We start from the raw sequence: 14,961 nt of genomic DNA on the forward strand, positions 1-14,961 counted from the left end.
CAACCCCGACAACGACGAACGGCCCGGATCCCGAGGGATCCGAGCCGTTCGATCTGTGCGCGAGGGGGGATTTGAACCCCCACGCCCTTTCGGACACTGGCACCTGAAGCCAGCGCGTCTGCCGTTCCGCCACTCGCGCGCGCCGCAGAACATTAGCACGATTGGGGAGGCCCTCCGGACCGCCGTGACGCGGGGCCGGGCGGCGGCGCGCACACATCACCCGGCATCCCGGCCCGTACCGGTGGGTCCCGGATACGATCAGGGCGGATCGTCGGCACGCTACGTGCAGGTGGACGCGCGAGAGGGACGGGGGAGGTGGCAGTGGGCATCCTCGACAGGTTCGAGAACGGCGTCGAACGCGTGGTCAACAACGCCATCGCCAAGGCCTTCAAGAGCGAGCTCAAGCCGCTCGACCTCTCCAGCGCACTGCGCCGCGAGGTGGACGACCGGGCCGCCGTCGTCGGGCGGGACCGGACCGTCGTCCCCAACGAGTTCACGATCGAGCTCGCGACCGCCGACTACGACCAGGTGGAGTCGTGGGGTGCCGAGGCGTTGGCCGACGAGTTCGCCAACAACGTCACGGACTACGCCGCCAGCCAGCGGTACGCGTTCGTCGGGCCGGTCACGGTGTCGTTCAGCGAGGACAGCGAGCTCGAGGCCGCGCGGTTCCGGGTGCACAGCGCCACGGTGCGCGGTGCGGTGGCTCCGGCGTCGGCCAGCTCGGCGCCCAGCGCCCGGCACCCCCTGGTCGACATCGACGGGCAGCGCTACATCCTCACGGGTCCGGTGACGGTCATCGGGCGCGGGTCGGAGGCGGACATCATCGTCGACGACCCCGGCGTCTCCCGGCGGCACCTCGAGATCCGCGTGACGGCCGACGGGGTCGTCGCCACGGACATGGGCTCCACCAACGGACTCTTCGTCGAAGGCCACCAGGTGCCGGCGGCGACCCTGCTGGACGGCAACACGCTGACCATCGGGCGCACCCGGATCCTGTTCTGGACAGGCGGCGAGCCGGACCTGGACGAGTGACGCCGGCACATGAGTGAGCTGACGATCACCCTGCTTCGGCTGGGTTACCTGGCCCTGCTGTGGGTGCTCGTGCTCTTCGCCATCGGTGTGCTGCGGCGCGACCTGTACGGCACGCGGATCACCGACCGCCGACGCCGCAAGGCACCGGTGCCGGCCGCTGCGGCAGCCGCCACGGCCACCGAAGCCCCCGAGGCACCCCCGGTCCGCACCCCCCGCTCCGCGCGCAGCGGGTCCGGCCCGAGCAGGCTCGTCGTCACCGAGGGTCCGCTGCGCGGCACGATCGTGCCGCTGGCCTCGTCGGCGGTGCTCATCGGCCGTGCGCCGGGCTGCACGCTGGTGCTGGACGACGACTACTCCTCGTCGCGGCACGCCCGGATCTTCCCGCAGGGTGGCCAGTGGTTCGTCGAGGACCTCGGATCGACGAACGGGACATTCGTGGCGGACCAGCGCGTCGAGGCTCCGACTCCCGTCCCGACGGGTACACCCGTCCGCGTGGGCCAGAGCGTTCTCGAGCTGCAGAGGTAACCGGTGACCGTCGCACTCAGGTATGCGGCGCGGTCCGACGTCGGACTCGTGCGCTCCAACAACCAGGACTCGGCGTACGCCGGGCCGCACCTGCTCATGGTCGCGGACGGCATGGGCGGCCACGCCGGGGGCGACGTCGCCTCCTCGGTCGCCGTCGCGAGCTTCGCGCCCCTGGATGGAGAGTCGCACGGCCCGGACGACGCGCTGGACCAGCTGGAGACGGCGCTGGCCGACGCGCGGGACGAGATCATCGCCCGCAGCGACGCCGACCCCGAGCTCACCGGCATGGGCACGACCGTGCTGGCCATCCTGCGCGCCGGCAACAAGCTCGCGATGGTGCACCTCGGCGACTCGCGCGGCTACCTCATGCGCGACAGCGTGCTCACGCAGGTCACCACCGACCACACGTTCGTGCAGCACCTGGTGGACATCGGCCGGATCACGCCGGAGGAGGCCGAGCACCACCCGCAGCGGTCGGTGGTCATGCGCGTCCTCGGCGACTTCGACCCGGAGGTCACGCCCGACCTGTCGGTCCGCGAGGCGCGGCCCGGCGACCGCTGGCTGCTGTGCTCCGACGGCCTGTCCGGCTTCGTCAGCGCGGACACCATCGAAGAGACCATGGCGACGATCGACGACGTCGACGCCTGCGCGGACCGCCTCGTCCAGCTCGCGCTGCGGGCCGGGGGCGGCGACAACATCACCGTGGTCCTGGCCGACGTGATCGAGCTCGACTCCGTCGCCGACGGGGCAGGCCCGACGACGACCGCGACGGTGGTCGGCGCCGCGGCGCTGACCCGCAACGACCCCACGTCGGCGGCGGACGGTCCCGCGGCGCGTGCCGCGAGCCTGACGCGCACGGCGAACGAGCCCGCGCAGGACGACGGCACCGACACCAGACCGGCACCGACGGAGCACGACGACGACGAGAACCCCCCGACCCGGCGCCGGTGGCGCACGGTGGTGGCGTGGGTGGCCGTCGCCGTCGTCGTGATCGGTGGAGCCGCGATCGCGTACGCGTGGACGCAGACGCAGTACTACGTGGGCGTCGACGACGGCGAGGTCGTCATCTTCCGCGGCCTGCCGCAGACCATCGGCTCGATCCCGCTGTCGTCGGTGGTCGAGCGGACGGGCACCGACGTGGAGGACCTCTCCTCGGGCTACCTCCAGGTGCGCGTCGAGCAGACGATCCACGCGGACTCGCTCGAGGACGCCCGCAACCTGGTGGCCATGCTCGACGTGGACACGGCTGACCCGACTCCGTCTCCCACCGTGAGCCCCAGCCCCAGCCCGACCCCGTCCGGGACGGCCACGCCGTGAGCCGCGCGTGATGGCCACCGTCCAGCCGCACCAGGTGCGGGCCGGTCGGGGCGTCGAGCTCGGCTTGCTGGTGCTCGCCCTGGCCATCGGCATCTCGTCGTACGCCCTGGCCGGCATCGGCACCTCCGACGAGATCCCGCCCGACGTGATCGGGTACGGCCTGGGGCTCACCGCGCTGGCCGTCGGGGTGCACCTGGTGCTGCGCTGGCGCGCCCCGTTCGCGGACCCGGTGATCCTCCCGATCACCGTCGCGCTCAACGGCATCGGCCTCGCGATGATCTACCGCATCGACTTCGCGTACACCGCGCGCGGCCGTGACGACACGTTCGCCCAGCGCCAGCTGGTGTGGACCGCGGTCTCCGTGGTGCTCGCGGCGCTCGTCATCGTCCTGCTCCGCGACCACCGGACGCTGCGGCGCTACACGTACACCGCGATGGTCGCCGGTCTCGTGCTCGTCATGCTGCCGCTGGTCCCGGGCCTCGGGGTGCTGATCAACGGCGCGCGCATCTGGGTGCGCATCGGCGGGGTCGGATTCCAGCCGGCGGAGTTCGCCAAGATCGCGTTCGCCATCTTCTTCGCGGGGTACCTGGTGACCCACCGCGACACCCTCGCGCTCGCCGGCCCCAAGGTGCTGGGCCTGCAGCTGCCGCGCCCGCGCGACCTCGGTCCCATCCTCATCGTCTGGGGTGCGTCGGTCGCCGTCCTCGTGCTCGAGCGGGACCTCGGCACCTCGCTGCTGTTCTTCGGACTCTTCGTCGCCATGCTCTACCTCGCCACCGAACGGCTGAGCTGGGTCGTCATCGGCCTGCTCCTGTTCGTCGTCGGCGCCGTCCTGGCCGCGAGCGCGTTCTCGCACGTCGGAGCCCGTTTCGACGCCTGGCTGCACGCGTTCGACCCGGCGGTCTTCGACCAGAGCCCCGGCGGCTCCGGGCAGCTGGTGCGCGGACTGTTCGGCATGGCCAGCGGCGGGCTGTTCGGCACCGGGTGGGGCCAGGGGCGGCCCGACCTCGTGCCCTTCGCGGAGTCGGACTTCATCGTCGCGTCCCTGGGCGAGGAGCTCGGCCTGACCGGCCTCTTGGCGATCCTGCTCTTCTACGCCATCCTCACCGAGCGCGGCATGCGCACGGCGATCGGGGTGCGCGACGGGTTCGGCAAGCTGCTCGCCGGCGGCCTCGCGTTCATCGTCGCGCTCCAGACGTTCGTCGTCGTCGGCGGCGTCACGCGGCTCATCCCGCTCACCGGCCTGACCACCCCGTTCCTCGCCTACGGCGGCTCGTCCCTGGTGGCCAACTGGGTGATCGTGGCGCTGCTGCTGCGCATCTCCGACGAGGCACGGCGACCGGCACCCTCGATGAAGCCGGTGCTCACGCCGATCGCGGGCACGCCCGTGGTCGTGGGCGGCAGCGGGGACGACGACCAGCCGACCGAGATCATCGGCGGTGTCCGGTGAACACACCCCTGCGCCGGCTGGCGACGGTCGTCCTGGTCATGTTCGTCGGCCTCATGGCGGGAGCCACCTGGATCCAGTACTTCCAGGCGGACACGCTCAACAACGACAGCCGCAACGTCCGCACGCTCTACCGGGAGTTCGGCAACGCCCGCGGCCCGATCGTCGTCGCGGGCGAGGCGATCGCCCAGTCCACCAAGGTCGAGGACTCCTACGGCTACCAGCGGTCGTACACCAACGGCGAGCTCTACTCGGCGATGACCGGCTTCTACTCCGTGGTGAACGGGCGCACCCAGCTGGAGAACGCGGCCAACGACGAGCTCACGGGACGCGGCGACCGGCTGTTCTTCTCGCGCATCCGGGACCTGCTCACCGGCCGTCAGCCCGAGGGCGCCGCGGTCGAGACGACCCTCAACCCGGCCGCCCAGCAGGCCGCCCTCGACGGGCTCGCCGGGCAGCAGGGCGCCGTCGTCGCGCTCGAGCCGTCGACCGGGAAGATCCTCGCGCTCGTCTCGACGCCGGGCTTCGACCCGAACGTGCTGGCGTCGCACGACACCAAGGCCGCCGGCGCGGCGTACAACCAGCTCGCGTCCGCCCCGGGCAACCCGCTGCGCAGCAACGCGACCCTCGAGCGCTACCCCCCGGGGTCGACGTTCAAGCTGGTCACGGCCGCGGCCGCGCTCGAGAGCGGGCAGTACACGCCCGAGAGCACCCTGCCGGCACCGGTCGAGCTCGCGCTCCCGCAGACCACCGCGACCATCGGCAACTTCGGGGGCGGCGGGTGCGGCAGCGACCCGATCACCCTGGCCGACGCGCTGCGCGTCTCCTGCAACACCGCGTTCGCCCAGCTGGGCATGGACGTCGGCGCCGATGCCCTCCAGGCCCAGGCTGAGCGGTTCGGCTTCAACGACCCCGGTCTCACCATCCCGATGAAGGTTGTCGAGAGCGTGTTCCCCGACGACATGAACGCGCCGGTCACCGCCCAGTCGGCGATCGGGCAGCGCGACGTCCAGGCGACGCCGATGCAGATGGCGATGGTCGCCTCGGCGATCGCCAACGGCGGTGAGCTGATGACGCCGTACGTCGTCCAGACCGTCCGCTCGGCCGACCTGCACAAGGTCTCCGAGACCGAGCCCACGCTGTACTCCACCGCGATGTCGCCCGGCACGGCCGCGTCTCTGCGGGACATGATGATCGGCGTCGTCAACGACGGGTCCGGCACGGCCGCGCAGATCCCTGGCGTGCAGGTAGCCGGCAAGACGGGAACGGCGCAGACGGCCGACGGACAGCCGCCGCACGCGTGGTTCACCGCCTTCGCGCCCGCCGACGCCCCCCGCGTGGCGGTCGCGGTGCTGGTCGAGCACGGCGGCAACGTGGGCAACGAGGCCACGGGCGGCAAGGTCGCGGCCCCCATCGCCAAGGCCGTCATCGAGGCGGTGCTGGGCTCGTGAAGACGGCATCCGGGGTCCTGCTCGGCGAGCGCTACCGGCTGGTCCGGCAGATCGCCGTCGGCGGCATGGGCGAGGTGTGGGAGGGGTACGACGACGCCCTCGCCCGGCCGGTCGCCGTCAAGGTGCTGCGCTCGGAGTTCGCGGGCGACCGCGGCTTCCTCGAGCGGTTCCGCACCGAGGCCCGCAACTCGGCGTCGCTGTCGCACCCCAACATCGCGCAGCTGTTCGACTACGGCGAGCAGGAGGGCTCCGGCTTCCTGGTGATGGAGCTCGTCGTCGGCGAGCCCCTGTCCGACCTGCTCGAGCGCGAGCCGGTGCTGCCGACCCGACGCCTGCTCCCGATCCTCGCGCAGACGTCCCGGGCGCTGCACGCCGCGCACCTGGCCGGCGTCGTGCACCGCGACGTCAAGCCCGGCAACATCCTGCTGGGCCGCGGCGGCCGCGTGAAGATCACCGACTTCGGCGTCTCGCTCGCCCGCAACCAGGTGAACATGACCGCGACCGGCATGGTCATGGGCACCGCCCAGTACCTCTCGCCGGAACAGGCCGTGGGCAAGCCCGCCACCCCCCTGTCCGACCTGTACTCGCTGGGGATCATCGCCTTCGAGGCGCTCGTCGGGCACCGTCCCTTCACCGGGCCGACGGCGGTCGACATCGCCGTGGCGCACGTGAACAACCCGGTGCCACCGCTGCCGGCGAGCGTCGACAGGCAGCTCGCCGCGCTGGTCACCCGGCTGCTCTCCAAGGAGCCCAGCGCCCGGCCCGCGTCGGGCGAGGAGCTCGCGCAGCTGCTCGACCGGCTCGTGCCCCGCACCCCACCGTCGGGCGTCCCCGTGTTCGTCGCCACGCAGGAGCGGACGCCGGACACGTTCGCCACCGCCGTCGCGTCGGCCCCGCCGACTGCCGCCGCCCCGCCGCCGTCCTACCCGCCGCGCCGCACCCGGCGCGCCCAGGAGCCGACGACCCGCGCGGCGGTCCGCAAGAGCACCCCGACCTCCGGCACCCGGCTCGGCCGCACCGGCCGGCTGACCTGGCCCTTGCTCGCCCTCCTGCTGCTGCTCGTCGGCCTGCTCGGCGCCGCTCTCGCGGCGCAGCTGACCAAGGCGGACGGCCCGCCCGATGGCCAGACCCGGCTCTCGGCCACGGCCTCCCATTACTCTCGTGGCGTCACCCTCGATGGGATGATCACCGAGAACGGGTCCACAGCGCTCGCCGCGGACCCGGCATCGACGGAAGCAAAGGACGCCTAGTGGTGGACGACGGATCCCGCATCCTCGCCGGACGGTACGAGGTCGGCGAGCTCATCGGCCGTGGTGGCATGGCCGAGGTGCACATCGGCCACGACACCCGGCTCGGTCGCACGGTGGCCATCAAGATCCTGCGCTCGGACCTCGCGCGCGACCCGAGCTTCCAGAACCGGTTCCGTCGGGAGGCCCAGTCGGCCGCCGCGCTCAACCACCCGGCGATCGTCTCCGTCTACGACACCGGCGAGGACGTCTTCACGGAGCCCACCGGCGTCGTCGCGCACGTGCCGTTCATCGTCATGGAGTACGTCGAGGGCCACACGGTGCGGGACATCCTGCGCGACGGCGCCGCGGTGCCCATCGAGGAGGCCGTGGAGATCACCGCCGGCGTGCTGTCGGCGCTGGAGTACTCGCACCACGCGGGGATCGTGCACCGCGACATCAAGCCCGCGAACGTCATGCTCACGCCGACGGGCGCGGTCAAGGTCATGGACTTCGGCATCGCCCGCGCGGTGGCCGACTCGGCCGCGACCATGACCCAGACGCAGGCCGTCATCGGCACCGCGCAGTACCTGTCGCCCGAGCAGGCGCGCGGCGAGACCGTCGACGCCCGCTCCGACCTGTACTCGACCGGCTGCCTGCTGTTCGAGCTGCTCACCGGTCGCCCGCCGTTCACCGGCGACTCGCCCGTCGCGGTGGCGTACCAGCACGTCCGCGAGGCCGCGCCGGTGCCCAGCACCTTCGCCTCGGACGTGCCGGACACCCTCGACCGGATCACGCTCAAGGCCCTGGCCAAGGAGCGTGACTCCCGCTACTCGACGGCCGCCGAGTTCCGCTCCGACCTCGAGGCCGCCGTCCGCGGCGGTGCGGTCGGTGCGCCCGCCGTCGGGGCCCTGGCCGCCGCCGCACTCGTCGCGACCCCGGCCACCGACGCCACGCAGCTCATGGCCCCGCCCGTCGCGACAACCCAGACCATGGCGCCCGCGACCAGCCCGTGGGCGTCGACCGGGGCGGCCGTCCCCCCCGCCGGCATCGACGACGAGGACGAGGGCAACCGCCGGCCGTGGCTGCTGCCGCTGCTCATCGCGATCGCCGTCCTCGCCGTCGCCGGCATCGTCGCGCTGCTCGTCGCCAACGGGCAGAAGAACGACAAGCCGACGACGGTCGACGTGCCCTCGCTGGCCGGCATGACCGCCGAGCAGGCCGAGACCACGCTCGACGACCTCGACCTGGTGTTCGTCCGCGCCGAGGAACCCTCCGACACCGTCCCGGCCGAGCAGGTCACGCGGTCGGACCCGGCGGAGGGCACCCCCGTCGAGCTGAAGTCCGACGTCAAGGTCTACATCTCGACCGGACCCTCGAGCCTCGCCGTCCCGGACGTCGCCGGGAAGACCGAGCAGGAGGCCGTCGACATCCTGTCGGCCCAGGGCCTGCAGGTCTCGGCCAACCGGCAGGACGACGACAACCCCGCCTTCCCGCAGGGCCAGGTCACCAAGACCGACCCGCCCGCTGGTCAGGCGGTGCCCGCGGGCGCGCAGATCACGCTCTTCGTCTCCACGGGCAACGTGCAGGTGCCCGACGTCACCGGCAAGACGAAGGCCGAGGCGACGCAGATCCTCAACGACGCGAAGCTCCAGGCGAACACGAGCCCGGTCGAGTCCGACCAGACGCCCGACACGGTCGTCGCCCAGGACGTCGCCCCCGGCACGCTGGTCAAGCAGGGGCGGGCGATCAACCTGTCGATCGCCGTCGCGCCGACCACCGCGACCATCCCTAACGACCTGGTGGGCAAGCCCTATGACCAGGCCGTCGCCGAGCTGCAGGGTCTGGGCCTGCAGAACTTCAACCGGATCGACGAGCAGTCCGACCAGCCGCTCGGGAACGTGATCCGCACGGACCCGACGGCCGGCGACGAGGTCCCGCTGGACCAGCAGATCGACCTCCACGTCTCGAAGGGCCCGCCCGGCAAGGCAGCGAACCCGACGCCGACGCCGACGCCGTAGCAGGAACGACGAAGGGGCCGTCCCGAGATCGGGACGGCCCCTTCGTCGTTGGCTCAGAGCCGGACGAGCGGGTGCAGCCCCACCGAGCGCGCGACGGCCTGGTCGTCACCGCAGATCTCGAGCCAGTTGGCGAGCAGGCGGTGGCCGCCCTCGGTGAGCACCGACTCGGGGTGGAACTGCACGCCGTGCAGCGGGAGCGACACGTGCTGCAGCCCCATGATGATGCCGTGAGCGGTTGCGGTGACCTCGAGCTCGTCCGAGATCGTCCCGTTGACCACCGCCAGCGAGTGGTACCGCGTCGCTGTGAACGGGTCCGGCAGCCCCGCCAGCACGCCCTCGCCCTTGTGCTCCACCTGGCTGGTCTTGCCGTGCATGAGCTCGGGCGCGTGGGTGACGGTGCCGCCGAACACCTCACCGAGCGCCTGGTGACCGAGGCACACGCCGAGCATCGGGAGCCCCGCGGCGGCGCAGTCGCGGATGACCTGCATGCTCTGGCCGGCGTCGGCCGGCGTGCCCGGGCCGGGCGAGACGAGCACGCCGTCGAACCCGGTGCGCTCCTCGACGGGCGGCACGGCGTCGTTGCGCACGACGACCGTCTCCGCGCCCAGCTGGTTGAGGTAGCCGACGATCGTGTAGACGAACGAGTCGTAGTTGTCGATCACGAGGATCTTCGTCACGTCATTCCCCCACAGTCGTCTGGTTGAAAGGCATGTACGGCGAGACAGCCGGGAACACCCATACGAAGCAGACCGCCAGGACCGCGAGCGCCGCGACCGCGAGGATCAGCACGCGCACGGCGACCGGGCCGGGGGTGTGGCGCCACAACCATCCGTACATCTAGCTCACTCCGCGTCGTTCGAGGGTGCCCATCATGCGCCACCGACCAGCTCGGCCGGAATGCCGTCCGCCGTCGGCGCCCAGTAGTCGAGCACGCCGTGGACGATGAACCGCTCCTTCGCCGAGAACATCGGGTGGCACGTGGTGAGCGTGATCATCCGCTCGGTGGGGGTCGCGCCCGGGTCGCCCGGCACGGGGGCGATGACGTCGACGTCGGTCGGGGCGACGATCTCCGTCGAGGTCACGCGATAGACGTACCAGATGTTGTCGGTGGTGCGGATCACCAGCGGGTCGCCCACCTGGAGCTCGGCGACGCGGTTGAACGGCTTGGCGAACGTGGTCCGGTGACCGGCCATCGCGAAGTTGCCGACGCCGCCCGGCATCGCCGTCCCCTCGTAGTGACCGATTCCGAGCACGTCGAGCACGGTCGCCCGGTCCGTCCCCTGGCTGATGGGCCGCTCGGGCTCGCCGTCCCACCGCGGCACCTGGATCGTCGCGAACGTCGTCGCGTGCGGCGGCTCGGCCATCACCGGGGGGTCGTCGTGGCGCGGCGGCGCGATGACCGGCCCCGCGGGCGCATCCGCGGACGCCGTGGCAGTCGCGGTGGGCACCGGCTCGAACGGCAGCTCGCGCACGATCTCCGCCTGCGCGCGGTTGCCGACGACATCCGTCCACCACAGCTGCCAGACGAGGAACGCGAAGAGCAGCACGCCGAGGGTGATGAGGATCTCGCCGATCACACCGATGGTCGTGTAGACGACGTGGCGCACCCGCCCGCTGCGCTGCTGCCGGCGGCCCGCTCGCCGGCCGGTCGGCGCGGGCTCGGTCGTCGTCTCGCCGCTCACCGGGTGCGTCCGGGGGTCGGGTCGGACGAGGTCTCCGCACGCTCGCGCTGCTCGGCCTCGGCCGCCTCCAGCCCGGGCAGGATCTCGACACCGTCGGGCACGGTGGCGGACGACAGCTCGGTGGTCCCCGAGTACGCGGGCAGGTCGAGCGGCTCCTGCGCGTCGGTCACGGACCAGCCGAGCCCGACGTCGGCGGCGTCCCGCAGGTAGGACTGGACGGGCGGCGACGACGTGAGCGCCTTGCGGAGGTCGGCGGGGTTGCCGATCGCGCGGACCACGTACGGCGGCGAGTACAGCCGGCCGTGCAGCCGCAGCACGTTCCCCACGCACCGGACCGCGCTCGTGGAGATCACCCGCTGGTCCATGAGCTCCATCGCCTCGGCCCCACCCGCCCACAGCGCGTTCATCACCGCCTGGATGTCCTGCTGGTGCACCACGAGCACGTCGGGGCTCACTGTCTCGCGCCGCGGGGAGTCCGCCGGGGCGTCGTCGAGCTCGACCGTGAGGCCCGGGCCGGAGACGGGGACGAGCCCGCCCTCCACCAGGTACCCCACGCTCGGCTCGCCCACCTGCGTCCCCGCGGCCTCGTTCTCGATCGCGGTGAGCCCGTCGACGTCCGAGCGCAGCGCGTCCACCTCGGTGGACAGCTGCGCGACGCGCTTCGTCTCGACCTGCGCCAGCTCCCGCAGGTCCTGCGGGTGCCGCTCGCCGGTCGCGCGCGCGAACTTGGCGTTGGCGGCGAAGAGCGCACCGGAGAGGGCCAGCACCAGCGCGACCGACAACGTGCCGCGGGCGACCACGCGACGCGCACGGTGCACGCGGTGCGGGTGGTCGGTCACGAACGGCTCCTCGGGGTGGGATGCCTGAGTACGGGCGGGCACTACGCTAGGTCACGATGCGACGCGTCCGTGACGAAGCGGGCCCGACGCCTCACGATCGACAGCCCCCCGGCCACGACGTCACCCGCGTGGTCCCCCGCGGCCCTCGGGTCGCACAGCCGCAGGACAGGAGCACCGGACGTGCCTGAGTCGAAGTCGCGCAAGAAGGCGACGTACACACCGCCGCCCGCCAAGTCTTCGGGGCCCAAGGTCAACCCGCCTTGGTTCCTGCCCGTGATGCTCGGGCTGATGATCCTCGGACTGATCTGGATCGTCGTCACGTACCTCACGCGCTCGGAGTACCCGATCCCGGGCATCGAGCAGTGGAACCTGCTCATCGGGTTCGTCCTCATCATCGCCGGCTTCGGCATGACGACCCGCTGGCGCTGACCTTCAGCTGTCCGACCTGGGCGCCGTCCGCACACGCGGGCGGCGCCTTCGTCTGTCCCCGTCCGGCTCGTCCGGACGCCGTCCCCACCGTCACCCCCACCCGGGGCCGCCCCCGGCTATCCACAAGCACCGCAGCTGACCTGCGGAAACGTCGGCGTTGTCCCCAGCGGTGCACAAGTCTGTGGATAACTACAGCGGTGTAGTTCCACAGGTGTGAGTAACCATGTGGAGATCGTGCGGGGCCGACAATCGTGCTGTGGGAGGGCCTGAGAGCCCAGTCAGCGGACGAAGCCGGCCGACGCGTAGACGAGCACCGTGGGGACCAGCAGCAGCGCACCGAGCACGACCGGTGCGACGACCGCGACGAGTCGGCGGCGGTCGGGCGGGGCGTAGGCGTAGGCCGCCGCGAGGAGCCCGCCGGTGACCAGACCGCCGACGTGCGCCTGCCACGCGATGTTGGCCATGACGAAGCCGAGCGCCAGGTTGATGCCGATGAGCACGAGGATGCCGCGGACGTCACCGCCCAGCCGCATGCTGACGACGAGGATCGCGCCGAACAGGCCGAACACCGCGCCGGACGCGCCGACGCTGCCGGTGGTCCAGCTGTGGGTCGCGTCCGCGAGCAGCACGGAGCCGACCGAGCCGCCGACCGCGGACATCAGGTAGAGGGTGATGTACCGCGCGCGGCCGAGGGTGTTCTCGAGCGTAGGCCCGACGTACCAGAGGGCGACCATGTTGAAGACGATGTGCAGGTACTGGCCGGGCGAGTGCAGGAACGCGGCCGTGACGAACCGCCACGGCTCGTAGAACCCGAGCGCCGGGGAGAAGAGCCACCGGGCGGTCCACGAGGGCAGCACCAGCTGCAGGATGAAGCTGGCGACGCAGAGGCCGATGAGCGTGAGGGTGACCACCGGCCGGCCGACATGGCGAACGCCGCCGAGAACGGTCCGCGTGGTCGGCAGCGTCCGCGCAGCCTCCGCCACGCAGTCGACGCAGTGGATGCCGACGGCGGCCTGGCGCTGGCACTCGGGGCAGGTGGGCCGGCCGCACCGCTGGCACCGCACGTACGACACCCGGTCGGGGTGGCGAGGGCAGACCGGCGGCGCGACCGGCGCGCCCGGCACTCCGTCTACTGGCGAGCTGATGGTCGGTCTCAGTCCTCGATGGTGATCGAGTTGATGACGATGTCCTCGACCGGGCGGTCACCCGGGCGGACTCGCGTGCTCTCGATGGCGTCGACGATGGCGCGGCTCTCGTCGTCGGCGACCTTGCCGAAGATCGTGTGCTTGCCGTTGAGCCACTCGGTGGGTGCCACCGAGATGAAGAACTGCGAGCCGTTGGTGCCGCCCACCTTGCCGGTGGTCGGGTCGAGGCGCTTGCCGGCGTTGGCCATGGCCAGCAGGTAGGGCTCGTTGAACGACAGCTCGGGGTGGATCTCGTCGTCGAACGTGTAGCCCGGGCCGCCGCGGCCGGTGCCCAGGGGGTCACCGCCCTGGATCATGAAGCCGGAGATCACGCGGTGGAAGACCACGCCGTTGTACAGCGGGTCCGTGCGCTCCTCGCCCGTCGTCGGGTCGGTCCACGGCGTCGTTCCTGTGGCCAGTCCCGTGAAGTTCTGCACCGTGCGGGGCGCGTGGTTGGGGTAGAGCTCGATCCGGATGTCTCCGGCGGTCGTGTGCAGGGTCGCAAACATGCGAGAAGTCTCGCACGCGACCCTGGGGCACACCCGTGAATGTGCGGTTGTGCAGGCCACGGGCTCTGTTCTGCACAAAGACCATCCTGCGCTGCCGCTCTCGCGGTGGCAGAGTGGGAGGCAAGTGCAGCCGAACGAGCCGGGAGCCGAGATGCCGTTCACGAAGAGCCCGAAGATCGACGTCGACACGGAGAAGCTGAAGGACCAGGCGGCCGACCTGGGCGCCACCCTCGCTGACGCCGCCAAGACGGCGAAGGACGGTGCGGGGTCAGCGGCCGAGACCCTGAAGGACGCCGCCGCCAAGGCCGGGGACGCGGCGTCGACCGCGAAGGACTGGACCACCCCGAAGGTCGAGGCCTTCATCGACTGGCTCCTCCCGCGGGTGGAGCACCTGTACAAGGAGAGCGTGAAGGCCGCCGCTCCCAAGGTCGAGACGGCCGCGGACAAGGTCTCGCCGGCCATCGACACCGCGCACGACAAGATCGTCGACGACTTCCTGCCCAGGCTGGTCGCCGCCATGAACGAGGCGGCGGTCAAGGCCGGGGCGGCCGTCGAGAAGGCCGCCGACGCCGCGGCCGTCAAGGGCAAGGGTTCCGCCGCGTCGATCGCCGCGGCGGCCGCCGAGGCCTCGGGCAAGAAGAAGCACACGGGCGCCAAGGTCTTCTGGCTGCTCGCGGCCCTCATCGGCCTCGGCGCGGCCGCAGCCGCCTGGACGCGGTCGCGCTCGAGCGTCGACCCGTGGGCCGAGCCGTGGGAGCCGACGGATGCCGGGACGACCCACACCCGGGTCGCCGACGCCGCGGACGCGGTCGGGGAGGCCGCCGGCAGCGCCGTCGCCAAGGGTCGCGACGCCACGCGCAAGGCGGCCGAGAAGGTCAGTGCGGCCACGGAGTCGCTGACCGAGAAGGTGTCGGACGTCAAGGACGACCTCACCGAGAAGGTCGCAGGCGCCACCGAGGCCGCGAAGGACAAGGTCAGCGAGGCGACCGAGGCAGCGAAGAAGGCGACCGCGCGTCGGACGACGAAGCCGGCGGACGATGCGCCGGAGACGCCGACTGTCCCGCCGACCGAGCCGCCGGCCGAGGGTGGCACGCCCGCCTTCTGACCCGAGCAGCCCGCGCTCTGCGCACCGCGCGACCCCCGGATCCCTCGCGGAGCCGGGGGTCGCGCGCTGTCCGAAACGTTTTGGCCGTTGACCCTCCCGGGAGACGCTCTGCACGATGCGCGAGGCGCGTCGTTCCGGGGCCGCAGCGACGCGACGCCGGGGCCGTCCGCCGACCCCAACGCCTCCAGCGCCGT

Annotated in this window: 15 protein-coding genes and 1 tRNA gene; 9 read left to right on the plus strand and 7 right to left on the minus strand. The window is 72.0% G+C overall.

Annotation, left to right across the window (positions count from 1 at the left end; translation table 11 throughout):
* Positions 1–56 precede the first annotated feature (56 nt).
* A tRNA-Leu gene (locus ACXJKA_RS09715) sits at positions 57–139 on the minus strand.
* 182 nt (positions 140–321) lie between these two features.
* On the opposite strand from ACXJKA_RS09715, the gene ACXJKA_RS09720 reads away from it, so the two are divergent.
* The 7 genes from ACXJKA_RS09720 to pknB are packed head-to-tail and all read left to right on the plus strand — an operon-like array spanning position 322 to position 9,019.
* Positions 322–1,032 (plus strand): FhaA domain-containing protein, encoded by a 711-nt coding sequence (locus tag ACXJKA_RS09720; protein WP_456825060.1) that lies wholly within the window; start codon positions 322–324, stop codon positions 1,030–1,032.
* A 9-nt stretch (positions 1,033–1,041) separates the two neighbouring features.
* Positions 1,042–1,557, plus strand: a complete 516-nt coding sequence (locus ACXJKA_RS09725; RefSeq protein ID WP_456824992.1) for an FHA domain-containing protein FhaB/FipA — start codon at positions 1,042–1,044, stop codon at positions 1,555–1,557.
* A gap of 3 nt (positions 1,558–1,560) precedes the next feature.
* Positions 1,561–2,874, plus strand: a complete 1,314-nt coding sequence (locus tag ACXJKA_RS09730) for a Stp1/IreP family PP2C-type Ser/Thr phosphatase (RefSeq protein ID WP_456824993.1) — start codon at positions 1,561–1,563, stop codon at positions 2,872–2,874.
* 10 nt (positions 2,875–2,884) lie between these two features.
* Positions 2,885–4,324, plus strand: coding sequence for an FtsW/RodA/SpoVE family cell cycle protein (locus tag ACXJKA_RS09735; RefSeq protein WP_456824994.1), 1,440 nt, complete (start codon positions 2,885–2,887; stop codon positions 4,322–4,324).
* The gene (locus tag ACXJKA_RS09740; protein WP_456824995.1) at positions 4,321–5,772 is read left to right on the plus strand and encodes a peptidoglycan D,D-transpeptidase FtsI family protein; all 1,452 of its coding nucleotides are present in this window, start codon (positions 4,321–4,323) and stop codon (positions 5,770–5,772) included. Before ACXJKA_RS09735 ends, ACXJKA_RS09740 begins: the two co-directional genes overlap by 4 nt.
* Positions 5,769–7,022, plus strand: a complete 1,254-nt coding sequence (locus ACXJKA_RS09745) for a serine/threonine-protein kinase (RefSeq protein ID WP_456824996.1) — start codon at positions 5,769–5,771, stop codon at positions 7,020–7,022. The genes ACXJKA_RS09740 and ACXJKA_RS09745 overlap by 4 nt, the downstream gene beginning before the upstream one ends.
* Positions 7,022–9,019: a Stk1 family PASTA domain-containing Ser/Thr kinase gene (gene pknB / locus ACXJKA_RS09750; RefSeq protein ID WP_456824997.1), complete on the plus strand. Its 1,998-nt coding sequence runs from the start codon at positions 7,022–7,024 to the stop codon at positions 9,017–9,019. The genes ACXJKA_RS09745 and pknB overlap by 1 nt, the downstream gene beginning before the upstream one ends.
* Before the next feature lie 53 nt (positions 9,020–9,072).
* Here pknB and ACXJKA_RS09755 read toward each other — a convergent pair whose 3' ends face one another.
* From ACXJKA_RS09755 to ACXJKA_RS09770, 4 genes are read right to left on the minus strand one after another with little or no spacing between them, the layout of a single operon-like run.
* On the minus strand, positions 9,073–9,696 hold the full coding sequence (locus ACXJKA_RS09755; protein WP_456824998.1) for an aminodeoxychorismate/anthranilate synthase component II: 624 nt from the start codon (positions 9,694–9,696) through the stop codon (positions 9,073–9,075).
* Position 9,697: 1 nt separating this feature from the next.
* Entirely contained in the window at positions 9,698–9,856 is a 159-nt protein-coding gene (locus ACXJKA_RS09760; RefSeq protein ID WP_456824999.1) for a hypothetical protein, read from the minus strand.
* A gap of 32 nt (positions 9,857–9,888) precedes the next feature.
* Positions 9,889–10,701 carry a class E sortase gene (locus tag ACXJKA_RS09765; protein ID WP_456825000.1) on the minus strand — a complete coding sequence of 271 codons (813 nt, stop codon included), beginning with the start codon at positions 10,699–10,701 and terminating at the stop codon, positions 9,889–9,891.
* Positions 10,698–11,540 (minus strand): DUF881 domain-containing protein, encoded by an 843-nt coding sequence (locus ACXJKA_RS09770; RefSeq protein WP_456825001.1) that lies wholly within the window; start codon positions 11,538–11,540, stop codon positions 10,698–10,700. Before ACXJKA_RS09770 ends, ACXJKA_RS09765 begins: the two co-directional genes overlap by 4 nt.
* Positions 11,541–11,720: 180 nt before the next feature.
* Here ACXJKA_RS09770 and ACXJKA_RS09775 point away from each other — a divergent pair, with 180 nt between their 5' ends.
* On the plus strand, positions 11,721–11,969 hold the full coding sequence (locus ACXJKA_RS09775) for a cell division protein CrgA (protein WP_456825002.1): 249 nt from the start codon (positions 11,721–11,723) through the stop codon (positions 11,967–11,969).
* A gap of 278 nt (positions 11,970–12,247) precedes the next feature.
* On the opposite strand, the gene ACXJKA_RS09780 is transcribed toward ACXJKA_RS09775, so the two are convergent.
* Both ACXJKA_RS09780 and ACXJKA_RS09785 read right to left on the minus strand, forming a co-directional pair.
* Complete coding sequence (locus ACXJKA_RS09780) at positions 12,248–13,042, minus strand: rhomboid family intramembrane serine protease (RefSeq protein ID WP_456825003.1); 795 nt, start codon at positions 13,040–13,042, stop codon at positions 12,248–12,250.
* A gap of 80 nt (positions 13,043–13,122) precedes the next feature.
* The gene (locus tag ACXJKA_RS09785; RefSeq protein WP_456825004.1) at positions 13,123–13,662 is read right to left on the minus strand and encodes a peptidylprolyl isomerase; all 540 of its coding nucleotides are present in this window, start codon (positions 13,660–13,662) and stop codon (positions 13,123–13,125) included.
* Between the two features lie 151 nt (positions 13,663–13,813).
* On the opposite strand from ACXJKA_RS09785, the gene ACXJKA_RS09790 reads away from it, so the two are divergent.
* Positions 13,814–14,767 (plus strand): hypothetical protein, encoded by a 954-nt coding sequence (locus ACXJKA_RS09790; protein WP_456825005.1) that lies wholly within the window; start codon positions 13,814–13,816, stop codon positions 14,765–14,767.
* Positions 14,768–14,961: the final 194 nt, after the last annotated feature.

It is taken from the genome of Cellulomonas sp. P5_E12 (genome assembly GCF_054049315.1).